Source organism: Blautia sp. AF19-1 (assembly GCF_003479155.1).
Taxonomy (GTDB): Bacteria; Bacillota; Clostridia; order Lachnospirales; family Lachnospiraceae; genus Fusicatenibacter; species Fusicatenibacter saccharivorans.
Genome location: NZ_QUGQ01000019.1, coordinates 3,808 through 28,742, shown reverse-complemented (window position 1 = coordinate 28,742; position 24,935 = coordinate 3,808). Strand labels below are relative to the sequence as shown.

Annotated in this window: 19 protein-coding genes and 2 tRNA genes; 3 read left to right on the top strand and 18 right to left on the bottom strand. The window is 48.9% G+C overall.

The features are described from left to right. Positions 1-102 precede the first annotated feature (102 nt). On the top strand, positions 103-2,571 hold the full coding sequence (locus DWX26_RS12615) for a cation-translocating P-type ATPase (RefSeq protein WP_118601550.1): 2,469 nt from the start codon (positions 103-105) through the stop codon (positions 2,569-2,571). Between the two features lie 90 nt (positions 2,572-2,661). Here the strand turns inward: DWX26_RS12615 and DWX26_RS12610 are convergent, their stop codons facing one another. From DWX26_RS12610 to DWX26_RS12600, 3 genes are all read right to left on the bottom strand, one after another. Continuing rightward, on the bottom strand, positions 2,662-3,225 hold the full coding sequence (locus DWX26_RS12610; protein ID WP_118601549.1) for a TIGR01440 family protein: 564 nt from the start codon (positions 3,223-3,225) through the stop codon (positions 2,662-2,664). A gap of 94 nt (positions 3,226-3,319) precedes the next feature. After that, the gene (gene leuS, locus DWX26_RS12605; protein ID WP_055265982.1) at positions 3,320-5,725 is read right to left on the bottom strand and encodes a leucine--tRNA ligase; all 2,406 of its coding nucleotides are present in this window, start codon (positions 5,723-5,725) and stop codon (positions 3,320-3,322) included. Positions 5,726-5,958: 233 nt separating this feature from the next. After that, positions 5,959-8,049 carry an elongation factor G gene (locus tag DWX26_RS12600; protein ID WP_022461417.1) on the bottom strand — a complete coding sequence of 697 codons (2,091 nt, stop codon included), beginning with the start codon at positions 8,047-8,049 and terminating at the stop codon, positions 5,959-5,961. A 398-nt stretch (positions 8,050-8,447) separates the two neighbouring features. Between DWX26_RS12600 and DWX26_RS12595 the strand changes: the two genes are divergently transcribed. Beyond that, a complete protein-coding gene (locus tag DWX26_RS12595; protein ID WP_055217730.1) occupies positions 8,448-9,560 on the top strand; it encodes a prephenate dehydrogenase in 1,113 nt (370 codons plus the stop codon). Between the two features lie 34 nt (positions 9,561-9,594). Beyond that, complete coding sequence (gene aroA / locus DWX26_RS12590) at positions 9,595-10,878, top strand: 3-phosphoshikimate 1-carboxyvinyltransferase (protein ID WP_118601548.1); 1,284 nt, start codon at positions 9,595-9,597, stop codon at positions 10,876-10,878. Between the two features lie 61 nt (positions 10,879-10,939). Here the strand turns inward: aroA and DWX26_RS12585 are convergent, their stop codons facing one another. From DWX26_RS12585 to DWX26_RS17265, 15 genes are all read right to left on the bottom strand, one after another. Further along, entirely contained in the window at positions 10,940-11,851 is a 912-nt protein-coding gene (locus DWX26_RS12585) for a phosphatidylserine decarboxylase (protein WP_243001889.1), read from the bottom strand. Next, positions 11,848-12,483, bottom strand: coding sequence for a CDP-alcohol phosphatidyltransferase family protein (locus DWX26_RS12580; RefSeq protein WP_022461413.1), 636 nt, complete (start codon positions 12,481-12,483; stop codon positions 11,848-11,850). Before DWX26_RS12580 ends, DWX26_RS12585 begins: the two co-directional genes overlap by 4 nt. Further along, complete coding sequence (locus DWX26_RS12575; protein ID WP_118601547.1) at positions 12,467-13,528, bottom strand: lysylphosphatidylglycerol synthase transmembrane domain-containing protein; 1,062 nt, start codon at positions 13,526-13,528, stop codon at positions 12,467-12,469. Before DWX26_RS12575 ends, DWX26_RS12580 begins: the two co-directional genes overlap by 17 nt. Continuing rightward, a complete protein-coding gene (locus DWX26_RS12570) occupies positions 13,518-14,192 on the bottom strand; it encodes a phosphatase PAP2 family protein (RefSeq protein ID WP_055217726.1) in 675 nt (224 codons plus the stop codon). Before DWX26_RS12570 ends, DWX26_RS12575 begins: the two co-directional genes overlap by 11 nt. A gap of 228 nt (positions 14,193-14,420) precedes the next feature. Then, on the bottom strand, positions 14,421-15,446 hold the full coding sequence (queA, locus tag DWX26_RS12565) for a tRNA preQ1(34) S-adenosylmethionine ribosyltransferase-isomerase QueA (protein ID WP_055217725.1): 1,026 nt from the start codon (positions 15,444-15,446) through the stop codon (positions 14,421-14,423). A gap of 153 nt (positions 15,447-15,599) precedes the next feature. Next, positions 15,600-18,893, bottom strand: a complete 3,294-nt coding sequence (locus DWX26_RS12560; protein ID WP_118601546.1) for an AAA family ATPase — start codon at positions 18,891-18,893, stop codon at positions 15,600-15,602. Then, positions 18,890-20,023: an exonuclease SbcCD subunit D gene (locus tag DWX26_RS12555; RefSeq protein WP_118594503.1), complete on the bottom strand. Its 1,134-nt coding sequence runs from the start codon at positions 20,021-20,023 to the stop codon at positions 18,890-18,892. Before DWX26_RS12555 ends, DWX26_RS12560 begins: the two co-directional genes overlap by 4 nt. A 138-nt stretch (positions 20,024-20,161) precedes the next feature. Next, positions 20,162-20,235 (bottom strand) — tRNA-Met (locus tag DWX26_RS12550). A gap of 21 nt (positions 20,236-20,256) precedes the next feature. Then, positions 20,257-20,329, bottom strand: a tRNA-Val gene (locus DWX26_RS12545). Between the two features lie 202 nt (positions 20,330-20,531). Continuing rightward, positions 20,532-20,783 carry a helix-turn-helix domain-containing protein gene (locus DWX26_RS12540; RefSeq protein ID WP_158578725.1) on the bottom strand — a complete coding sequence of 84 codons (252 nt, stop codon included), beginning with the start codon at positions 20,781-20,783 and terminating at the stop codon, positions 20,532-20,534. A gap of 242 nt (positions 20,784-21,025) precedes the next feature. Continuing rightward, positions 21,026-21,853, bottom strand: a complete 828-nt coding sequence (locus DWX26_RS12535) for a helix-turn-helix transcriptional regulator (RefSeq protein WP_118601545.1) — start codon at positions 21,851-21,853, stop codon at positions 21,026-21,028. Between the two features lie 312 nt (positions 21,854-22,165). Further along, positions 22,166-23,116 carry an RNA ligase family protein gene (locus DWX26_RS12530; protein ID WP_118594506.1) on the bottom strand — a complete coding sequence of 317 codons (951 nt, stop codon included), beginning with the start codon at positions 23,114-23,116 and terminating at the stop codon, positions 22,166-22,168. A gap of 21 nt (positions 23,117-23,137) precedes the next feature. Beyond that, positions 23,138-23,437: a hypothetical protein gene (locus tag DWX26_RS12525; RefSeq protein WP_119188929.1), complete on the bottom strand. Its 300-nt coding sequence runs from the start codon at positions 23,435-23,437 to the stop codon at positions 23,138-23,140. A gap of 151 nt (positions 23,438-23,588) precedes the next feature. After that, positions 23,589-24,617 (bottom strand): RNA ligase family protein, encoded by a 1,029-nt coding sequence (locus tag DWX26_RS12520; RefSeq protein ID WP_118601544.1) that lies wholly within the window; start codon positions 24,615-24,617, stop codon positions 23,589-23,591. A 42-nt stretch (positions 24,618-24,659) separates the two neighbouring features. Then, positions 24,660-24,935 (bottom strand): ATP-binding protein (locus DWX26_RS17265; RefSeq protein ID WP_173816487.1); only part of this gene is annotated, 276 nt, incomplete at its 5' end.

Genomic DNA, 24,935 nt, shown 5'->3' with positions numbered 1-24,935 from the left:
CTTCTTAATATGGAAAAAGATTCCAGACGTGATCTTTTTCAAACAAACCACAGTGAGGCTGTCTCTTCTTTATCAGAACAGCCGGAGAGGAATATAACTGTTATGAACAAAACAATTCCCGAAATCATTCACCGCCGTGTTCCAACGACGCGTTATGAGGCAGACCCTTCCGAAGGCCTTTCCGCCGAGCAGGTTGCCGAGTACCGCGAGAACGGCTGGACCAACCGCGCGGTGGAGCCTCCGTCCAAGACAACGGCCGAGATCGTAAAGAGCAATGTCTGTACGTATTTCAACCTGATTTTTCTGATTATTGCCATCTTTCTGATCCTTGCCGGTTCGTTCCGGGATCTTACGTTTCTGCCGGTCATCATCGCGAACACGCTGATCGGTATTGTACAGGAGATCAAGGCGAAAAAGACGCTGGAAAAGCTGTCTGTTTTAAACGCGCCGAAGGCTACTGCAATCCGTGACGGGGCTGAGATAACACTCGCCGCGGAGGATCTCGTACTCGATGATATTGTTGTATTTACCGCAGGAAAACAGATCTGCGCTGATGCCGTCGTGCTTGAAGGTGAGGTACAGGTCAACGAATCGCTGCTTACCGGTGAATCCGATGAGATTACCAAGCGCCCGGGCGACGAGCTGATGTCCGGAAGTTTTATCGTCTCCGGAAGCTGCAAGAGCCGTCTGACCCAGGTCGGTGAAGATTCCTACATTTCCCGTCTGACCCTCGAGGCAAAGGCCATGAAAGAGGGCGAACAGTCCGAGATGATCCGCTCCCTCAACAAGCTGGTAAAGGTTGTCGGCATTCTGATCATTCCGATCGGTCTTCTGCTCTTCGGCCAGCAGTTTTTCGTCTCCCACGAAACGTTCCGTGAGAGCATTACCTCGATGGTGGCCGCCGTGCTCGGCATGATCCCAGAAGGTCTTTACCTGCTTGCAAGCGTTGCCCTTGCCGTCAGCGTTATGCGGCTGGCTTCGCAGAAGGTTCTCGTGCATGATATGAAATGTATCGAGACGCTGGCTCGCGTCAACGTGCTCTGTGTCGATAAGACGGGAACCATCACCGAGACAACTATGAAAGTACATGATCTGATTCTGGTCGGCTCCAGTTCAGTCCCTGATACAGAATCCGGCGAAAATGCTCCCGCACCGCAGAAAGAAGAGCTTTCCCTCGCGGTCGGTGATTTCGCATCTGCCATGTCAAACGACAACATTACTATGGCGGCACTGAAAGAATATTTTAAAGACAACAACGGCAAAACTGCCGTTTCGATGACTTCGTTCTCCTCGGAATTCAAGTATTCCAGTGTGACATTTTCGGATGTCTCCTACGTGCTCGGTGCCCCGGAGTTCGTTCTCCGCGATGATTTTGCACGCTATCAGAGTGAAATTGAAGCGTATACCTCAAAGGGATTCCGTCTCCTCGTCTTCGGCACATCCGAAACTGTACCGGATGGAAAAGCACTCTCCGGCCGTGTCACGCCGCTTGGCTACGTGCTTCTCTCCAATCCGATCCGAAAAGAAGCACCGGAAACGTTCCGCTACTTCGAAGATCAGGGTGTCCATGTCAAGGTCATCTCCGGTGATACTCCGGTAACGGTATCTGAGGTTGCCCGCCAGGCAGGGATTGCGCACGCAGAGGATTATATTGATGCTTCCACTCTAAAGACACCAGAAGAGCTCGAAGAAGCAATCCTGAAATACACCGTGTTCGGCCGTGTCACACCAGACCAAAAACGCCAGTTTGTCCAGGCTTTAAAGAAAAACGGCAAGACCGTTGCGATGACCGGCGATGGTGTCAACGATGTGCTCGCATTAAAGGATGCCGACTGCTCCGTTGCGATGGCATCCGGAAGTGACGCTGCCGCACAGGCTGCACAGCTCGTTCTGCTGGACAACGACTTTTCGAAGATGCCTTCTGTCGTACTGGAAGGCCGCCGCGTTGTCAACAACCTGCAGCGCTCGGGAACGCTGTTCCTGGTAAAGAACATTTTCTCGTTCCTGCTGTCCATCTTCTCACTGATCTCGATGGTGACGTATCCGCTGGAGCCGTCCCAGATCTCGCTGATCAGTATGTTTACGATCGGTATTCCAGGCTTCCTGCTCTCGCTAATGCCGAACAAAAACCGGATCGAGGGCCACTTTATCACGAACATTCTGACACGGGCCCTGCCTGCGGCGCTGACCGACTTTTTGATGGTCGCAACACTCGTCGTCTTCGGCCAGGAATTTGCGGTCGGCTCGGAAGATATTTCGACCGCTGCCACCGTACTGCTCGCCATTGTCGGTTTTATGATTCTCTACCGGATCAGCAAGCCGCTCAACTGGATGCGCTGGACGATCCTGATCGGCTCGATTATTGCCTTCATTTTCTGCAGTACCTATCTGAACCAGCTGTTCGCCATTTCTGATATGTCCAGAAAATGTATCATGCTGCTGGTCGTATTCTCTGTCGCAACAGAGCCGGTTCTGCGATATTTGAGCATCCTCGTGGATTCCATTTCCTCTTTTTACCGGAAGCAGAAAATTTTCTTCCTGCGAAAACGGGAAGCGAGAAAAGCAAAATAAAACGTAAAACCAAACATCAGAAATGCCGTACAGCGTTGGAAATTTTTCCTCCGCCTGTACGGCATTTTTTGATTTACCAATCACAGTTTCTTACTTTCTCATCTCCGGATCTTCCGCGTAATGCGTCCGCTCGCCGCCGATGTATTTCGGTCTTGTCCGCGCGCAGACAACGTGCGCATCTCCGATCGTTTTCTGCGATACCCGGACCGGAACGGCTACTGCCTTCAGCTGCATGCCGATCAGCACATCACCGATATCAATACCTGCATGCGCCTGCACATGCTCTACGGTGACAGCGTCCTCCAATCCATAGTATGCCGCCATCGCAAACGATCCGCCGCCATGCAGCCACGGTACCGCGCAGACCGGCTCGTAACCGTATTTTTCTGCCGCCGCACGCTCCAGAACAACCGCGCGGTTCAGATGCTCACAGCACTGCGCCGCCAGATACAGCCCGTGCTCCTTCGTACACGCATACAGCGCCTCAAACACCGCCTGCCCGATCTCCTGGCTGGAATCCGTTCCGAGCTTACTGTTGTGAATTTCACTCGAAGAACATCCCACTACCAGAATCTGTCCCGGTTTCATCTGCGCCGTCGTAATCAGCTCCTCTGCGACGGCACGTACTTCCTGTCTGATTGTTTCAAGATCCATTTTGTATCCCTCCTTGCTAAACAGCAATATTTATGCAAAAGGAGACTGACTCTTTTTCCAAGAATCAGCCTCCTTTCTTCAGCTTACATAATTATTATTTCTGAACGATATTCACAATTCTTCCCGGTACGTAAATTTCTTTTACGATATTTCCGGTCAGTTTGTCTGCAACTGCCTCTTTTGCAGCGGCGATTGCGGTCTCTTTATCTGCATCTTTGGCGATTTTGATCGTTCCGCGCATTTTGCCGTTGATCTGAACAGCGATCTCGGCTACTGCCTCTACGGTCTTCTCCTCGTCAAACTCCGGCCATGCGGTCTGATACAGACGGCCTTCGTATCCAAGGTCTGCCCACAGTTCCTCGGTCATATGCGGTGCAACCGGATTCAGCAGGATCAGAAGGGTTTCGAACTCTTTTCTCGTTACTTTTCCGGCTTTGTAGAACTCGTTGACCAGGGTCATCATGGCTGCGATCGCTGTGTTGTATTTCAGGGACTCATAGTCGCTGGATACTTTCTTGATGGTCTGGTGCATTTTGGACTCCAGCTCTTTGGAGTAGGAATCTCCGTCTACCAAGCTGTCCTGCAGTTTCCATACACGCTCGAGGAAACGACGGCATCCTTTTACGCCTTCCTGAGACCAGGATGCACTTAAGTCGAAGGCACCGATGAACATCTCGTACGTACGCAGGGTATCTGCACCGAACTCAGCTACGATATCATCCGGGTTGACAACGTTTCCACGGGATTTACTCATCTTCTCGCCGTTCTCGCCGAGGATCATTCCGTGGGAAGTACGTTTCTGATACGGTTCCGGGCAGGTAACTACGCCCTGATCGTACAGGAATTTATGCCAGAAACGGGAATACAGAAGGTGAAGGGTGGTGTGCTCCATTCCTCCGTTGTACCAGTCAACCGGCAGCCAGTATTTCATAGCTTCTTTGCTTGCCAGAGCCTCTTTGTTCTTCGGATCGGTATAGCGGATGTAATACCAGGAAGAACCAGCCCACTGCGGCATGGTATCGGTCTCACGTTTTGCAGGTCCTCCGCAGCACGGGCAGGTGGTGTTGACCCAGTCTGTCATGGCAGCCAGCGGAGACTCGCCGTTATCGGTCGGCATGTAGCTCTCTACATCCGGCAGCTCCAGCGGAAGGGATTCTTCCGGAACCGGAACGTAACCGCATTTGTCGCAGTGTACGATCGGAATTGGCTCACCCCAGTAACGCTGACGGGAGAATACCCAGTCACGCAGCTTATAGTTTGTTTTTGCTTTTCCAACGTGGTTCTCTTCGAGCCACTCAAGAATTTTCTTTTTTGCTTCCGCAACGGAAAGTCCGTTCAGGAAACCGGAGTTGACAAGAGTTCCCTCTGCAACGTCGGTGTAAACTTCGTTCTGTACGTCGCCGCCTGCAACAACCTCGATGATCGGCATGTTGAATTTCTTTGCGAACTCCCAGTCACGCTCATCGTGTGCCGGTACTGCCATGATGGCGCCGGTGCCGTAGCTCATCAGTACATAGTCGGAAATCCAGATCGGGATCTCTTTTCCATTAACCGGGTTGACTGCGGAAAGTCCGTCGATCATGACACCGGTCTTGTCTTTTGCAAGCTCGGAACGCTCGAAATCGGATTTTCTGGCTGCCATCTCACGGTATGCGCAGACCTCATCCCAGTTCTTGATCTCATCTTTGTACTGGTCGATGTACGGATGCTCCGGGGAGAGTACCATGTACGTAACACCGAACAGGGTATCCGGGCGTGTGGTGTAGATAGTCAGCTTCTCCGGTTTATCTTTCAGGGAGAAATCAACCTCCGCTCCGTGGGAACGTCCGATCCAGTTTTTCTGGGAAGTTTTGACACGCTCAATATAGTCAACGCCGTCCAGACCGTCGATCAGCTTGTCTGCATACTCGGTAATCTTCAGCATCCACTCGCTCTTTACTTTGCGGACAACCGGGCTTCCGCAGCGCTCGCACACGCCGTTTACAACTTCCTCGTTTGCAAGACCTACCTTACAGGAAGTACACCAGTTGATCGGCATTTCTTTCTTGTAAGCAAGACCTGCTTTGAAGAGTTTGAGGAAAATCCACTGGGTCCAGTGATAGTACTCCGGATCGGTGGTGTTGATCTCTCTGTCCCAGTCAAAGGAATATCCAAGGGACTGAAGCTGATCTTTGAAGTGATGTACGTTGCTTTTGGTAACGATCTTCGGATGGATGTGGTTCTTGATCGCATAGTTCTCAGTCGGAAGACCAAATGCATCCCATCCCATCGGATACAGTACGTTGTAGCCCTGCATTCTGCGCTTTCTGGCTACGATATCCAGTGCGGTGTACGGACGCGGATGGCCTACGTGAAGTCCCTGTCCTGACGGATACGGGAACTCAACGAGTGCATAGTATTTTGGTTTTGTATAATCATCTGTGGCGGCAAAGGCTTTCTCGTCCTGCCAGATCTTCTGCCACTTTTTCTCAATGTTCTGTGGCTCATATCTTTTACTCATGGGTAACCTCCTGCATGTTCAAGTTCAAAGTTCTTTTTTCTCACACTGCCGCATAGGACAGCATGCACATTTGAACATATAGCTGTATTCTATCACTCTTTCCCTGTTTTTACAATTTATTTTTTCCTATATCCTCCGTTTTTCTTCAAAAACAGCAGAAAAATCCGGTTTCCGGGCGAATTCTGCTCCCGAAACCGGATTTTCTCTGTTTTATCACACTATTTTATAAAGCTTTATTCTTCTGCTTTTTCAACCTTCGAAGCTCTTGCCTCAATCTCTTTTGCCTGGATATCGGACGGAGCCTGCTCATATCTCGCAAACTCATAGGAGAAATCACCGCTTCCGCCTGTCATGGAGCGGAGTGTTGTGCCGTATCCGTAGATCTCAAGTTCCGGAACATCAGCCTCGATAATCGTATGGCCCTTGTGATCCGGGTTCATGCCGAGCACACGGCCGCGGCGTTTGTTGAGATCGCCCATGATATCGCCGGTGTATTTATCGTCTACAGTGATCTTCATCGAAACGATCGGCTCAAGGAGAACCGGGGATGCTTCCATAAAGCCTTTCTTGAACGCCTGGATCGCTGCGGTCTTGAATGCCATCTCGGAGGAGTCTACCGGATGATAAGAACCATCATACAGAACGGCTTTGACGCCGACTACCGGATAAGCAGCCAGAGGGCCTTTCTGTACGGCTTCCTGGATACCTTTTTCAACAGCCGGGAAGTAGTTCTTCGGAACGGCGCCGCCGACAACTTCCTGCTCGAAAACGTATGGTTTCTCGAGATCTCCGGAAGCGGAGAAGCGCATTTTTACATGACCGTACTGGCCGTGGCCGCCGGACTGTTTTTTGTATTTTGCTTCTACATCCGAATTTTTGCGGATCGTCTCGCGGAAGGCTACCTTCGGACGGGACAGCTCTACTTCTACTTTGTAGCGCTCCAGCAGCTTGCTGACGATAATATCGATGTGCTGGTCGCCCATGCCGTACAGCAATGTCTGATGGTTTGCAGAATCATTGACTGCCTTCATAGTCAGGTCTTCCTGCATCATCTTGGCAAATGCCTGGGAGATCTTATCTACATCGGCTTTGTTCTTCGGTTTATATCGTTTTGCGGTGTACGGAGTCGAAACATCCGGTTTTCCGTAGCGGACCTGATTGTTCTTTGTCGCAAGGGAATCGCCGGTTCTTGCATCGCCGAGTTTTGCGATGGCACCGATATCTCCTGCATGAAGCTCCGGTACTTCGATCGGCTTGGAGCCTTCGAGAACGTACAGCTTGCTCAGTTTTTCTTCGGATTCCTGATCTACATTATAGAGCACATCATCGCTTTTAATAACGCCGGAGCAAACCTTAATCATTGAATATTTTCCAAGGAACGGATCCACGATCGTCTTGAAAATGGTCGCGCTCTTCGGTTTCGCAAAGTCGTAATTTGCCTCGAAAATTTCGTTCGTATTGAGATTTATGCCGGCACACGGACGGGTGGACGGATCCGGGAAGTATCCGCAGATATCATCAAGAAGGTTCGATACGCCCTGCAGATTGACCGGGGAGCCCATGCATACCGGAACGATGGTGCCGTCTCCTACGTTCATGGCAAGCGCTGCGGAAATCTCTGCTACCGAGAACTCTTCTCCGCCAAAGTAGCGGTCCATAAACTCTTCACTTGTTTCTGCCACGGATTCCATCAGGGTTTCACGGTACTTCTCCAGATATTCTACGGAGTAATCCGGAATCGGGCATTCTTCTTTTTTATCTTTTTCGATATATCTGCGGCCTTTGTTCTTTACAATATTGATATATCCTACAAATTTACCGTTTTCACGCAGAGGCATATGAAGCGGTGCGATTCGTTTTCCGTACAGTTCGGTGAGCTGCTCAACGACTTCTCGGTAGCTGACATCGTCCTGATCCATTTCCGTTACGAAGATCATACGCGGAAGATTGTATTTCTCGCAGAGTTCCCATGCTTTCTGGGTTCCGACCTGCACGCCGGCCTTTCCGGATACCACGATTACAGCGGCATCTGCTGCGGAAGCGGCTTCCTGTGCTTCTCCTACGAAATCAAACATTCCAGGAGTATCCAGAACATTGATCTTATTTTTTCCCCATACGACCGGGACAAGCGTTGTGGAAATAGAGCATTTGCGCTTGATTTCTTCTTTGTCAAAATCGCTGACGGTATTTCCGTCTGTCACTTTTCCGAGACGGTTTGTCATACCGGAAAGATAAGCCATAGCTTCGGTCAGACTTGTCTTTCCGGAGCCGCTGTGCCCCAGCAGCACCACATTTCTGATTCGGTCAGTTCTAAAAACGTCCATATGTAATACCTCCCATGTAAGTAAATTTGCAGATTGCAAGGCCGCTCTTATTCGCCTTTCTGCTTTTTATCAAGATTCACGTCTTCCGTTCCTCTTATCATAGTCACTATTCTACTAAAGTTTTTGCTTTTTTGCAAGTATATTATTCATATTTCACAATATATTTCTGAATTTTTAAATTTTATATGTATTTTAGCTGGTTATTCTGCCTTTCTTCCGCTTTTCTGTCTGGCTTTTCTGTGGAATCTGCCGGATTTTGCAAAACAAGCAAAATTGCTGCCTTTCAAAAATGCTTTGTCACTTTAAAGCAAGAAATCTTTGACATTTGATTTCAGATGCTTTACAATGTCTTTTATACGATTTACCTACGAAAATTGTCAGAAAGGACTACTTGAATTATGTGTGATACATCCGAAAAAATCTGTATCGGCTTTATCGGCCTTGGCCTCATCGGCGGCTCCATTGCAAAAACCCTCAGAAAGGTTCACCCGGAGTATAAACTGATGGCCTACTGCCGCACCAAAGCGACGATCGAAGAGGCAATTCAGGAAGGCGTGATTGATATCGCGCTGGAAGAACGGGACGACCGCTTTGCCGACTGTGACTATATCTTCTTATGTGCTCCTGTCAGCACCAACATCTCCTATCTTCCGTTCGTGAAAGGCATCGCAAAACCGGGCTGTATCATCACAGACGTCGGAAGTGTAAAAGGAGAAATCCATCAGGCGGTTGAGACCCTCGGCATGACGCACCAGTTTATCGGCGGCCATCCGATGGCAGGCTCCGAAAAGACGGGATATTCCAGCGCCACCGATTACCTGCTGGAAAATGCTTACTATATGATTACACCCGGACCAGATGTTGAGATCGCGACAGTTTCCGCTTTCGTTGATCTTGTCCAGTCCTTAAAGGCGATCCCGATGGTTTTAACATACGAAGAGCACGACTACATCACCGCAGGTGTCAGTCATCTGCCGCATATCGTTGCCGCTACCCTGGTCAATGCACTCGCATCCCTGGACACACCGGAAGAGCAGATGAAAACCGTTGCTGCAGGCGGCTTCAAGGACATCACCCGCATCGCTTCCTCCTCCCCGGAGGTATGGCAGCAGATCTGTCTCTCAAACCAGAAGCAGCTCTCGAATGTGCTGGATTCCTATATCCGCCTTCTCGTCCAGGCAAAATACCTGGTTGACAACAAAAAAGGCCACGAGCTCTACAATATGTTTGAAAGTTCCCGCGAATACCGGAATTCCATGGAAGATTCTTCCTATGGACCGACAAAGAAAGAATACGTCGTTTACTGCGACCTGCTCGATGAAGCCGGCGGAATCGCAGCCGTTACAACAATTCTTGCCATCAACCAGATCAATATTAAAAATATCGGCATTACGCATAACCGCGAGTTCGAAGAGGGTGCTCTCCGCATTGAATTTTATGAAGAGCAGGCAGGCATTCTTGCCCGGAAGGTCTTAAAAGACCATGGCTATACCATTCATATCCGCAATTAAAAGCGCGTATATCTTGACAGGAGGAAGTTACGTTATGCAGTTCCAGAAAGCAGTACGTCCTCTGCGCGGAGAAATCTCCGTGCCGGGCGATAAATCCATTTCCCACCGCGCCGTCATGTTCGGTGCCATTTCAGAGGGAACCACAGAAGTCACAAACTTTTTACAGGGTGCCGACTGTCTCTCCACCATCTCCTGCTTCCGCAGTATGGGCATTGAGATCGAGAACACGCCGGAGCGCATTCTCGTTCATGGAAAAGGCCTGCACGGGCTTTCGGCTCCGTCCGCCGTTCTCGACTGCGGAAACAGCGGAACAACGGCACGCCTGATCTCCGGCATTCTTGCCGGCCAGAACTTTTCCAGTACACTGACCGGTGACGCTTCCATTCAGAAACGGCCGATGGGACGCATCATCAATCCGCTGACCCAGATGGGCGCTTCCATCCGCAGTATTCCGGAAAACGGCTGCGCGCCGCTTGCGATCAACGGCCATCCGCTCCACGCCATCTCCTATCTTTCGCCGGTCGCATCCGCACAGGTCAAATCGTGTGTCCTGCTTGCCGGACTGTATGCTGACGGAAAAACAAGCGTTACCGAACCGGCTCTTTCCAGAAACCATACGGAGCTGATGCTGAAATTCTTCGGCGCCGACGTTGCCTCCGAAGGGCTGACCGCATCGGTTCTGCCGGACCCGGATCTCCATGGAAATCTCGTCCGTGTGCCGGGAGATATTTCCTCCGCCGCCTACTTCATCGCCGCCGCGCTGATGGTTCCAGGCTCTGAGGTGCTCCTGAAAAATGTCGGCATCAACCCGACCCGCGACGGTATGCTCCGCGTCTGCCGCGCCATGGGTGCTGACATCACACTTCTGAATGAGCAGAACTCCGGCGGAGAACCGGTTGCAGACCTTCTCGTGCGCTATACGCCGTCTCTTTCCGGCACCGTCATCGAGGGCGAACTGATCCCGACCCTGATCGATGAAATCCCGATCATCGCGGTTCTTGCCGCCACAGCGAACGGTACAACCGTGATCCGGAATGCGGAGGAGCTGAAAGTCAAAGAATCGAACCGTCTTGATATCATGGTAAACGAACTCACCGCGATGGGTGTTTCCCTGGAAGGCACGGACGACGGCATGATCATTGAGGGCGGAAAACCGTTCCACGGCGCCCAAATCGACAGCCGCCTCGACCACCGCATTGCGATGTCGTTTGCAATCGCTTCGCTTGCCGCAGAGACACCGACGGAAATCCTGCGCGCCGGCTGTGTGGATATCTCGTATCCGACATTCTACCAGGATCTGGCACGGCTGCAGGCATAAAAAACGTTTAAACAAAAAATGGATTGTGAAGATCATTTCCTCACAATCCATTTTTTTGCTTTTACCCTGTTCTTCCGGCCGTCCCAACCGTTTCTCCCTGCCGTACCCGCGTTTCGATTCCAAGCCGCGAATAATTCCAGATCCGTTTTTCCGGCACTGCGCTTCCCTTCTGTGCCAGAACGATCACTGTCGAACCACCGAAGGCAAAATAGCCTTTCTCTTCGCCGCGCTGTACACGTCTCGCCGCTCCGGCATTTTCATTGACAATCTTTCCGACCATCATCGCGCCGACCTCCATCTGCAGCAGTGTGCCGAAATTTGCGGACTGCAGCAGCGTGTAGGTTCTCGTATTTTCTTTATAGATCGGGCAAAAATCATTCGCCGCCGGATTGACCGTGTGGAGCACACCCTCAATCCGCCGTTCCGTCGAACAGACGCCGTCATCCACAAAGAGATACCGGTGATAATCGTCCACGGAAAGCCGAAACAGAAATAACGTTCCGCCCTCATACCGTTTTGCCAGCTTCCGGTCGCGCAGAAGCTGTTCCAGCGTATATTCTGTGTTCTTGATCTCAAACTTCCCGTTCTCATGAATCGGATAAACCGTAAGCCGCGCATCACACGGGCTGATAAAATCCTGCGGCGCATTGGAAAACGGACGTGCATCCATTTTCAGCTTCCGCACAAAGAAATCATTGAACGAGATAAACTGCTTTGCGGTACATTCCTTCAGTGAAATATGATTTTTCTTTACAAACGGTGCAACCAGCGGCACCGATAAGCGGCTGTCCAGAAAGCAGCCTGCCGCACGAGATACAAATGACTGAACCAGCGGCTGCATCGCGGCTCTTCCGGCGGCATGGCTGTACATCATGTGCAGAAAACGGTCCTGCAGATCATTTTCCTCGCGGATCAGATCAAGCTTTGGATGATTTTTCCCCTGTTTTCGGTAAGGATAAGCGCAGAGTCTCAAATCGTTCTTCCTCCCTTCCAGATCAGAAGTCCGCGGAGCACAGCCACTCCAACGACCGCTACCAGCACAGCAAGCTCTTTATTCGTCGGCTTGCGGAAGCGGAAATCCGTGATAAACAAAACGCCGACCGCCAGCACCAGCAGATGCAGCCAGATCAGAAAGTATCCGCGGCAGAGCGGTGCAAAGACGAACAGCAGCGGCAAAGCTACTGACATCGAGGTAATCGGCAGTCCCTGGTAATATTTCCGGTTCTCCGAAGTTTCATTCTGACGCTTCTCTTCCATCACGTTAAAATATCCCAGACGGATCACGCCCGCAAGACCGTAGAAAATAAGAATCGGAATGCTGTAAAAATGTGTCATGCCAAGCTCATAGCAGAGCACGATCGGAAAGACGCCGAAACAAACCACATCGCAGAGCGAATCGATCTGAATGCCGAACCGCTTTTCATCTTCGGTCCTGTTTTTCTTCGTCCGCGCAATTTTTCCATCGAACATATCGCACAGTCCGGAAAAAGCAAGACAAAAAATCGCCCAGTTAAAGTGCCCCCGCGTTGCAAGAAAAATGCCGCTGATGGACGATGCAAAGCTGATATATGTTAATATTACGGTATAATCATAGAACCCTATCATATGTAGTTCCCCCTCTTTTTTCTCTTTTCGTATTCCCGATCGTAAGCTGTGCGACGATGGTAAAGACTGCACTCACCAGCAGTTCCCCGTAGTAGCCGAGCCCTCTGGAAAGCACCATTGCCGGAAGAAGCAGCGTGCTTCCAAAGACCGGCGGGAAAATTTTCAGGAACAGTGTCTCGCTGATTCCCATTCCTCCCGGAAGCGGCAGCATGTCAACCGATACGGAAATGACCGCCTGCAGCAGCACAATGGTGATAAAGGAAATGCCTGATAAATGGAAGGCGTGGTATACAAACCATGTTGCTGCAAATAAAGCAAACCTCTGTGCAAAGGTAATCGCAAGGACATTGACCAGCACCATTTTGTGGGTGCCAAGATACGCTGCCGTATTCTGGTAGACTTCCATGGAAGCTTCCAGTTTTTTCAGGCGGCTTTCTTTTCGTTTCATCAAATGCAGTTTTTCCACGATTTTCAGTCCCAAAACCAGAATTGTCCGCGCAAGCGCCGGATGAAAAACCAGAATAAGCATGGCTGTGACACAGAAGACATTCAGACCGATTCCCAGATAGAAAACCGGAAGGATTTCCGTCAGATACCGGTGCAGGAAGCCCTGTCCGAACAGAACAAGCCCAAGTCCCACCACGACCAGCACCGCTTTGTAGGTGATCGTGACGATCATCAGAATCACCGTTGATACCGGAAGAGATATTTTCTCCTTTTTCATATAGTAAAGCTGCATCGGCTGGCCGCCGCTTGCGGACGGTGTGATACAGCTGAAAAAGAATCCGACGGAAGAAAACAGAAAACATGTCCGCTTCTTCACCGGAATCTGGAAGGAATGCATCATGTACCAGATGATGATCGATTCTCCCCAGATAAAAAACACGACACAGAACAGTCCCGGCAACAGCCACCGCACATCTGCCCGCCGCATTGCTTCCATCATTGCGCCAAGGTCTTCGCCGTGGAAAACACCGTATATCGTCAACGCAAAAATCACAACGAGAAAAACGGTATTCACGATCATTTTTTTCTTACTCTGCACGGCGTTTCCACCTCCTTCGTTCCAATATCATGCCATACCATGTACCAAGATGCGTGCGTCCCGCGATCTGCCACGTCACTTCTGCCAGAAGCGCTCCGCCAATCACATCTGCAATCACATGCTGCTTTGTTGTCAGCGTAGAGACAAACACGGCAAGTGCCGCCCAGAAAGAGAACCGCTGATACCAGCGCGGAATCTCCCGTCTGCTGCGGACTGCGATATAGCAGAACCAGCTGTTCAGGCAGTGAATCGATGGGAACAAATTGTCCGCCGCATCCATCTGGTAGAGCAAGGCAAGCATCTGATTCCAGAATCCCTGTTCCGGGATCGACGGCCTTACGTTCGTTGTCGGCAGCAGCAGATAAAATGCCATACAGACAAGCCGCGCCAGAACATCTGCTGCAAAGAACCGCCAGACAAATTCTTTCTCTCTGCTTGCGGCAATCAGATAATTTACAATCCAGACCAGATAACAGCCAAAATAAATCACGATCGTCCACGGGATCACCGGGATCTGCTGGTCCAGCACCGTTTCTATATTGTAATGTTTCCACGAACTGGTAAACGGCCGCGTTCCAAAATAAGCGATAAAATTCGCTGTCAGCGTCAGAATTAGCGGCAGGATACCATAGTATGGAAACTTTCTTCTCTCGTCTCTCTTCAAAATCCGTCCTCCCTTGTCTCAAACACGTATCAGTATACGCAAAAACATTCCCTGACACAACCCAGTTCCGCTCGTTTTCAGAAACCTTAATAAAATCTTCTGTTTTTCGGCAGGGAAAAAGAAAGATTTAGAAGATTCGCAGAGAAAAAAACGACCATATAGGGCTTCACGGGTGTTCCTATATGGTCGTTTTCTTTCAGCATCGTATTTTTGTCATAAACGAATTTTTTATTCAATCATCATGGCATCGCCGAAGGAGAAAAAGCGGTATTTTTCTCTTACAGCCTCTTCATAAGCTGCCATAATATGCTCTTTTCCAGCCAGTGCCGATACCAGCATCACCAGTGTGGACTCCGGCAGATGGAAATTGGTGATCAGTCCGTCGATCATCTTGAAGCAGTAACCCGGATAGATAAAGATCTCGGTCCAGCCGCTTCCGGCTTTTAAAATGCCGTCCTCGCCGGTTGCCGACTCCAGAGTACGGCAGCTCGTTGTTCCGACTGCGATCACACGGCCGCCTGCTGCTTTCGTATCGTTGATCAGTTTTGCCTGATCTTCTTCTACCACATAGAACTCAGAGTGCATGTGATGCTGGGTGACATCCTCCACTTTCACCGGACGGAAGGTGCCAAGGCCGACATGCAGGGTTACATGGGCGATCTTTACACCGGCATCCTGTACCTGCTGCAGAAGCTCTTTTGTAAAGTGCAGTCCTGCGGTCGGAGCGGCTGCGCTTCCCTCGTGTTTCGCGTATACCGTCTGGTAGCGGTTCTTGTCCTGCAGTTTGTGTGTGATATACGGCGGCAGCGGCATCTCGCCAAGCTGGTCGAGGATCTCCTCGAAAATGCCGTCGTAATGGAACTGGATCAGACGGTTTCCCTCATCGACAATATCTACAACCTCTCCGGTCAGAATGCCGTCGCCGAAGGAGATCACCGTGCCGACCTTACATTTTTTGCCCGGTTTTACGAGGGTCTCCCAGATATCATTTTCTCTTCTTTTTAACAGAAGGATTTCGATTGCTGCATCGGTGCCGACTTTCGAACCGTAGAGACGCGCCGGAATTACTTTGGTATCGTTGATCACAAGGCAGTCGCCCGGTTTTAAGTATTTCAGAATATCACGGAAATGGCCATGCTCATATTCACCGGTTTCTTTATTCAGATGCATCAGGCGGGAGGCGCTGCGATCTTCGAGCGGATCCTGCGCAATCAGTTCTTTTGGCAGATCATAGTAAAAATCTGAAGTTTTCATTGGTTTCCTCCATTCTATTGCAAATCGGCACAAAAGGCCGATGTCAGGTAAAATACTGTGCTGCGCCCGTTCTTTCGGGCTCAACGAACCTTATTATACCATTGCATCCGCCTTCTGACAAGAAATTTAAAAACTCATTTCCTGGATTTTCACTTATTCAATAACCGCCATGCTTCCTACGCGGTCGCCGCTTCTGCTTTTCATTACGACAATCTTTCTCTCAATTCGCTCTTTCAGTTCCGGCACATGGGAGATAATTCCAACCATACAGTTTCCACCGGCCAGTCCCTCCAGTGCTTTCACAGCCTGATTCAGGGATTCCTCGTCAAGAGAGCCAAACCCTTCGTCCACAAACATCGCATCGAGCTGGATTCCGCCTGCGTGCGACTGAATCTCATCGGAAAGGCCAAGGGCCAGAGAGAGGGAGGCCTGAAATGATTCGCCGCCGGAGAGGGTACGCACGCTGCGCTCCGTTCCATTATAATGATCAATGACATTCAGATCCAGACCAGTTTTGACCTTCAGATTTTTTCCAGAGGCTTCCTGACGCTTCAATTCATACTGACCATCACTCATCGTCATGAAACGCAGGTTGGCTTTTCGCAGAATCTGGTCGAAATACGTCATTTGAACGTACGTTTCCAGTTCGATTTTCAATTTCTGACTCATGCCGCCGCACGCCGTATCCGAAAGCGCCCGCACCCATTTGTATTCTTCCTCCAATGCCTGCATCTGGTTCTGCTGATTCTGTACATTTTCGTACGTCTTACGGTTTGTATTTGCCGCATGATACTGTTCGTTGTATTTCTGTTCCAGCTGCTGTTTCTGTTCTGTCAGCTCCGCTATTTTTTCCTGCAGCTCTGTTTCGGAAGGAAGTGTCCGATCTGTCTCCTCATTTTCTTCCAGAGAGCGGATCGTCTCTAGTGCCGCGCGCACTTCGGTAAGCCGTTCTTTCACTGTTTCATATGCTTCTTTTGCTTTCTTCTGCGCCTGTTCCAGCTGCTCTTTTTTTGCACTCCATACGGAAATATTTGTTCGGAGCTGTGTTTCGTCTTTTCCTTCCAGCTTTTCTTTTTTTTCTCCGATCTTTTCCAGCAGCGCTTTTTCCGCCTCTTTTCCTTTCGCCTCCAGCAGTTCCTTCGCATGGATTGCTTTTTCCCGCTGCTCTGCCCGCTCAGTTTCTGCTGGAATCATCTGTTTCAGAGCTTTCCATTCGCTCTGTCTTTCCAGCATTCGTTCCTTATAGAGAATGATTCTGTTCTTTTTCTCTTCCAGACGCTTTTCACAGTAAGCTGCTGCCACAGCAGCTGGCTGTTCTTCCATGTCCACTTCCTCACAGATCGCTTTTTGTGCGTCTTCCATTTTCTGTTTCAGCTGATCCAGAAGTGTCTGCTTTTCTCCGCCCAGCCGTCCAAGCTCTGCCTGTTTTTCTGCCATCACCTGTTTCAGTTTTTCCCGCTGCTTCTGTTCCTGTTGCTGACGTTTCTCATATGCCGCATATTCTTCCCGTCGTGTTTTCTGACGCTTTTCTTCTGCCGCAAGCTGCTTTTCTGTTTCATCCGCAGCCTGTGCAAACTGCTCTTCCGAAAGCTGTGTCAGACGTTCCTGCTCTTTTTTGCATTCCTGATCTGCTGTTTCTGCCGGAGCAGCGGTTCCCCGGGCAATCCGCTGCGTCAGCTCTTCCCTTGCCGTTTCAGCCTGTCTTTTACAGTTTCCTGCCGCTTCGCTTAATGCCGCAGTCACTTCGTTCTGCTTCTGCAGTTTTTCTTTTTGCTGATCCAGTGTTTCTTTATCCGGCACATGTTCCGCCTTTCTCGCCAGCACTGGATGATGCACGGATCCGCAGACCGGACATGGGATTCCCTCTGTCAGATTTTCTGCCAGGATTCCCGCCTGCGCATCCAGAAACAGCTGTTCCAGTTCCTGACACGTTTCCCGCACATCATTTCTGATTTCCAGACTTTTTCGATACGCTTCCTGCTTTTCTTTCCATTCCTTCTGCGCTGCCGTCCATTTTCGCAGTAGCTGCGAAAATTCGGTCCGCGCCCGGCGATATTCTTCCTCCGCAAATGCAGCATCCTGTCTTTCTTTCAGAAATACCGTCGTTGCTTCCATCCGGGATGCCAGCTCGGTGTCCTGCTGTGTCAGGCCTTCCAGTTCTGCTGCCAGAAGCCCCGTCTTCTTCTCGGACTCCTGAACTTTTTCGCGGCATCCCCGGATTGCCATAATCTGCTCCTGCGCCCGCGTTTCATTCTGCTGTACCCTCGCCAAAACCGCATCCACGCCGGAAAGATCTTCTTCCCGTTTTCTTTTCTCAAGCAGCTGCGCTTTCGCCTGTTCCTGCTCTGCTTTCAGTCTGTCCTTCTCTTCCGCTGCCGTCTGCAGTTCTTTCTGCTTTTCCAAAAGCTCTGCCTGTTCCTGCTTCATCTTCTTCAGCAGTTCCAGGCTTTCCTGTTCTGCGCGGATCTGCTCCTCCAGTTCTTTGCAGATGGAAGCCTCCCGTTCTGCCCGTTCGCTTTTCTGCTGTTTTTCCGCTTCCTCTGGAACCAGTCCCGCCAGTTTCTTTTCCTTCTGTGCTTTTTCCTCCCGCCGCTTCTGGCTCTCTTTTACCTTGCCGAGCAGCTGGGTTTTCTGCTCCATCTCTGTTTCCACCGCTTTCCGCTCCTGCTCAAGATCCGAAAGTCTTTTCTGATCCATCTCGATGCAACGTGCCAGCAGTTCCATCCCCCGCATCACCTGACCGTCGAAATTTGCCTTTTTCAACTGCGCAAATTCCTCTTTGAACACCGCATCCTCCGGGCAGACGATATTGTCGAGATACTGGAGAATACTCCTCCGCTTTTCACTATACGTATTGCTTCGCTCTTTCGCGGCATCCCGCAGACGATTCTGCAGCTCCTGATAAATTTCCGTATGAAACATTTTCCGGAAAATTTCACTTCGATCTGCCGTTTCTGCCAGGAGAAGTTTCTGGAAATCCCCCTGCGCGATCATGGCAATCTGTCGAAACTGCTTCTGATCCAGTCCGAGAAGTTCCGTTACAGCTTTTGTCACTTCCGTACTTTTCGTCACCGGCTGTCTCCCATCCGGAAAAATCAGTTCTGCATTTGCTCTTTCTCTCGTCATTCCCTGACCGCGCTCCTTCGGCCGATCATACTCCGGATTCCGCTTTACCATATAATCTTTTCCCTGATGCGCAAAGGTAAGCTCCACAAAAGTGCGCACTTCCGGCGCGGCATACTTGCTGCGGAACATCTCCCCCGTCCGGATTTCACCGCTTGCCTCGCCGTAGAGCGCAAAGGTAATCGCATCAAAAATTGTTGTTTTTCCTGCACCGGTATCACCTGTAATCAGATACAGGCCGCCGCTGCCCAGTTTTGTAAAATCCAGTTCTGTCCGGTCCGCATATGGTCCGAATGCACTGATAATCAATTTCTTTGGCTTCATCTTTTTATCCCCCTAAGCAATGCTTTCACAAATGCTTTCTGCTGTTCCGTCATGCTCTGGTTATTCTGCAGTTCATAAAATTCCTGAAACAGCTCCAGTTCCGATTTTTCCTCGATACGTTCCGCCGCCGTTACCTCCGCATTGGAACGCGTTCTTTTATTGTCATATTCCAAACGCATCAAATTGGGATAAATCGTCCGAAGCTTCGCCATGCCGTCCGGAACATCCTCCTCATCCGTCAGGGTTACCATCAGATAATCCGTACGGTCGCTGTTTTCATAGAACGTTTTTGCTGTCACTTCCAGATACGTTCCACGGATTTTTCGAAGATCGTGGAGCGGTTTCAATGGAATCGTGCGAAGTTCGACGGTTCCTTTTTCTTTCAGCTCTACAATGGTAATCGACTTCTCCTGTCCAGCCTCGGAAAACGAATATTTGAGTGGTGAACCACAGTAGCGCACGGTCTCGCGGCCAACCTTCTGCGGACTATGGATATGGCCGAGCGCCACGTAATCAAACGCATCAAAAAGCTCCACCGGAATCTGATCCACATCACCTACCTGCAGTTCCTCTGCCTCGCACCGCAGCGCGCCTGTCACAAACTGATGCGCTAAAAGGATATTCCGCTCTCCTGGATCTATTTGGGTCTGCTCCAGTGCCGCCCTCACGCCATCTGCCGTGGACTGAATCTCCTCCGCGCGTTCCGGCAGGGCATGGCGTACGGTTGACGGGCGCAGAAACGGAAGAAGATGAATCCACACCGTTCCATATGCATCCTGTAACGCGAACTTTTCTATTCTTCCATCATATACCTTCGACAAATAGATTCCGCTCTTCCCCATCAGATTCGACCCAAATGCCAGCCGCTCCGCCGAGTCATGATTGCCGCTGATGATAAAAACCGGAACTTCCTGCTCCGAAAGGCTGGTTAAAAAGGCATCCAACACCTGCACTGCCTCCGCCGTTGGAATCGTCCGGTCATATACATCTCCGGAAATCAGAACTCCATCCGGTTTTTCCCGCATAACCGCCTGCAGGATCTGTGTCAACATATATTTCTGGTCCTCGATCATGGAAAACTCATGCACGCGTTTTCCAATGTGAAGATCCGATAAATGAAACAACTTCACAAAAACTATCCCCTTTCTGCAGCAAAAACTCTGTTTTTCCTATGTTCTCTGCTCATTATACTATACCCAACCAGAAAAAGAAATCATCCGCCAGGAAAACGAAAAAAAGACTCCTGTTCACACAGGAGCCTCCAACCATAGCGAGAGGGGGATTCGAACCCTCGACACCGCGGGTATGAACCGCGTGCTCTAGCCAACTGAGCTATCTCGCCATATGTAATTTTTGATAAATATGGGACCTATAGGGCTCGAACCTATGACCCTCTGCTTGTAAGGCAGATGCTCTCCCAGCTGAGCTAAGATCCCATATCCTGTTTTTCATCAGCGCTTATGTCCCGCTGACATTTATAGATTTTAGCACTGTTCTTTTAATTTGTCAACGGTAATTTTTAAAATTTTTCAAATTTTTTCTTTTATTCCTACAATAGCGTCGATTATGGTACGAACATGCCCAATTCAGGAAAAAGGCTGCCTGCTTTCTCAGCAGACAGCCTTCTTCTCATCCATGTCAAACTTCCACGATCTCCCGCACACACAGATCATCTACCGTCGTATGTAAGATCTCGGCAAGTGCAAACAGATTTTCAATGTTCGGCATCTTTTTTCCTTTCTCCCAGTTCCAGACACTCTGAACCCCGGCGAGCCCCATCTTCTTCTGAATGTCCGGTCGGTTCATCCCCAATCTTTCACGCCGGCTACGGATATTTTCGCCCGTTTTCTTCATGTTCAAGTTTGCATAGATCTGTTCCGATTCTTTCATATCTTTGCCCTCCCTAATTTCTTTTCTTATACCCATATTTTACACTCCGGGTTAAAATCATAAAAGGTCAGGACAGAAAAAATTTTCGTTCAGGTTAGCCCCCCTTCTTTTTTCCTTTTACCCCTTTTTATATACTGTTTCAGGTACTTTTTTATCATTTTAGATTATATGTGTTTTTGTTCTCCCTAACTTTTGTTTTCTTTTCTGGACACATATTTTTTCGGGTTAAATTTTTAAAAATGTCACTTACTTCCGTAAATCGTCCCGAGTTCATACCCTCTTTTTCTGTCAAGGTCGAGGCTCTTCAGTAAAAAGAGCGTATCATGTTCATCGCAGTCCGTCTGGCTTTCCCGGAAGAAGGACAGATTTTCCTCTATACGTTCATCCAGATTGCTGATGCTCTTTCGCAGTTCCTGATAGAGACTTTTGGTAACCATTTCTTTGTAATGGCCCGGCACCTGGTTCAGCACCCACTCGTGGAGATGGATCATGTTGTGCAGTACAAGTTTTTCGTCTTCCAGCCCTTCCGGTGTTATGACAAAGCATCCTGTGCCAGGGTAAAACTGAGCCTTGCTGCTTCCTTTCTTTTTACAAAGTTTCAGTTTGAACAGATCATATGAAAAATAAGTCAGCTCATCCGGCAGCGGAATCGTCTCCGGTTCCCAGGTTCCGTCCTCACGCTGTGCTTCCGCTGCGACGAATGGCCCGCAGATGCTTTCCCGTTCCATCCGCATATCGTCAAAGAACTCCTCAAACTCACCCATCCGCATGGAAATCGTTATTCTGTCCCGGATTTCCTGATCCACTTTTTCCGGGCTGCCTGTTTTCACCGGACGTGTCTTGTACAACTGGTCAAGTCTGACTCCATAAAGCCGTGCCAGATTCAACGCATTATCAATGCTTGGAAGTTTCGGATGTGTTTTGCTCTCCCAACTGCATACCGTCTGCTCTGCCGAAAGTCCAATCGCGTCTCTCACCTGTTTTAACTTCAGGTTATTCTCAATTCTAAGTTTTTTCAGATTTTTTGCTGTTTCTATGGAATCAATCCCAACATTATTATAAGCATCCATCTAAAATTCTCCTCGTTATTCTCCAAATTATTTCTAAAAAATGTATCCTCGTTACTGTTCATTCAGCAGTGAACCGTAACTGTCCCCCGACAGTTGAATCCTTTTTCTCATCCTGGGCTTGCATTTTTTCTCTGGAAAGTGTAATATCATAGATGTAACTAAAAGGAAACTGAGTGGCTTCTGCCTACGCAAAGCAACTACTACCCTAAGCTACAACCCCCCAAAAAGCTCAGGTCCAGAGTTAACCTTACTTTCATAACTCTGGTTCCCCTGAGCTTTTTCTTTTATCAGATCTCCGCCAGAAAAAATTCCTTATTTCCCGCGTGCTTCATCCATCTTCTTCAGAATACTCTTTGCAAGATTCATCGTCTGCCCACCGCACATTTTACCGAAGAGTTTTCCGCAGGCTTCCACGGCCTCCGCCTCTTCCTTCACGCAGTCCGCATAGATTCTTTTTGCGATCACCGGGGCAATCAGCTTCCATTCTGCCGTTCCAAACTCCTCTGGCAGAATACCTTCATCGCGCATTTTATACAGCTCTTTTTCCACGCGCTCCCGCGTCACCATCCGCTCAACAGTTGCAAACGCCATCTTTTTCGCCGCTTCCTGCTCCGATGTGATCGGTGCTTTCTGTGCTTTCATCTCTGAAAATTTTTCATTCACAATCTTCAGCACAAACGGCGCTCTCGAGTCCGGATTATTCAGTTTCGACATATTCTTGACGATAATGCCTTCCTCGCAGTCCCCATCCGTATACTTCGTAATCCGCATGAAACTCCGACAGTGATCCCAGTCCACGAAAGGTCCGTCATACAGCACATGTATATACGGAACTCCTACCTCAGCCGCCAGCGCCTTTACCTGCTTCTGCGGCAGATAACCGTCCGCTTTCAGATCGTAGACATCGTACATGATCCAGATATTCAGATATTTCTCCGGATACGGTACACGATGACGCGTCATCCATTCCCCAAAAAATACATAATCGGGATACTTCTGAAACTTCTCCGCGTCCAGTGTATCCACATAGTCGAGAAATTTTGATGTCGCGTCGACATCCTTTGTCCTCACGATCTGCTGCTTTCTGGAGAACGCCGCAAGCTTTCCTGTTTCCGGGTCATACCGTACGCTGGCATTGCTTCCATCGATTTTAATCTGAATCACAATGTGATCCCCGGGCTCGAAAGCCCAGGTGTTCTTGTTTTTGTGCATCTCATTTTCCTGCACGATTCGCTTGATATCCATAAATTTCTTCTGCTCCATAAAATAATACCCCTTTCCTTTCTAATTCTCATGGGTACACTCATAGATCGTACCCAGCTCATAACCCATTCTGCGGTCGAGATCCAGGCTCTTCAGGTAGAAGAGCGTATCATGCTCGTTGCAGTCCGATGCACTGATTCGGAAGAAGAAAAGATTGTCCATGATCTTCTCATCCAGATCCGCAATCTCATCCTTCAGTTTCTGATAAAGGCAGACAGTAACGAGTTCCTTGTACCGGGATGGCAGGCGCATAATTAATCTCTCCCACTCGATGAGATACCTGGCCGTTCTCATCTCTTTCACCATGTAAAATTCTATCATACCTCATCTGCCCAGTCATTCGTCCCGCAGTATAACTGCCGCGTTCTCTTTTACGCAAAACCGGGATGGTATCCTGCAGATGAAGCAGAATACCATCCCGGTTTTCCTCTATTGACAAATATACATGCTCAAGTTTCTTCAAACAGTTCTTTTATTCCTTTAGCAAATAATCATTGTTTAATACTTTCATAGATAACGGTCCTTCCACAATTCTGGAATACACTGGTTCCAATGGGCGTATTACAATTCCTTCTTTATTCATACCAGATGTATACTTTCCCTTTGCTCTTTCTAAAAGTTCTTCGATACTATCATACTCAAACAAATCTCTTTCTTCTTCCACCGGAACCATTTTTAGGTTCAGAATTCCGCACAGTTCTTTCATCTTCGCAAGAGACAGTCTTCTGTGTGGTTTCAGATCTATCATGGTAAATACATACCATTCCGGTTTTTTCAGCTTTAATCTGTTCTTTTGAATACCAGCACCGCAGAATTCACCCTGAATTGCGAGATCTGACAGATTATTCTCCTTTATTCTATCGGGTATCCCATTTTCATGTGCATATTTCCACATCGCACATTTTCCGTCATCTGCATATTCAAAATTTCTTCCGCATACACCAAAATGATCGTCTTTCCGATACATCGTAACACTGGTTCCGTCCATCTTTGTACTGATGTAATATCCATTTATCTTTTTAAATTCGTCGATCAATTCTGGATAAGACTGTACTCTCAGCTCATCTGTTTTTGGAATTCCGTCTGGAAACTCCCCTATAATCGTACCACTGCTGGTGACTCTTTCCTCTACTTCCCACTTTCTGATTCCAAGCAGCTCTGTAACCTCATCACTAATCTTATACGTTCCTTCCGGCAATATAGATAAAGGCTGAACCAGGCCCTGAGAAATCTGGCCTCTAAATTTCATAGTTCTCAGCCGAAAACCTTCTCCCAGAAGTTCGTTCTTCTCATAGCTGCTGCTTCGCAGAAATTCAAACTGCTCACAAATCGGAAGAAACGAATCTGCTTCCATATATACACAGCAATCTCCAACCCGAAACTGTCCCTTATTCGCAACACACTTCCATCCCAGGACATGCACACACTCTATTCTGTCTGCTCCTTCAATTGGAGTTATGTGATGTACATACTGCACAGATGCCAATTTTCGCTTTCCCATTTGCATATTCCGCTTCAAACTGAGCAAAGCTCAGCAGGTTGATTAATTACTATTGGTTATTCTGCGATCCCTGCCAGGAAATTCAAGGCGATATGCCTTAGATGTCATTCGACTTAAGCAGGCATCTGCGTAGGTGGAATCCCCAAAAAGCTGATACCATCCGGATACTGGAATCTGTGAGATAATAATAGTTGCCTTGCGGCAGTCTCTGGACTCGATGATTTCAAATAAATCGCGGCATTTCTCGATGTCCAGATCCATTAAGCCGAAATCATCTATCACCATGAGATCATAAGCTGCCATTTCATTCGAATACTC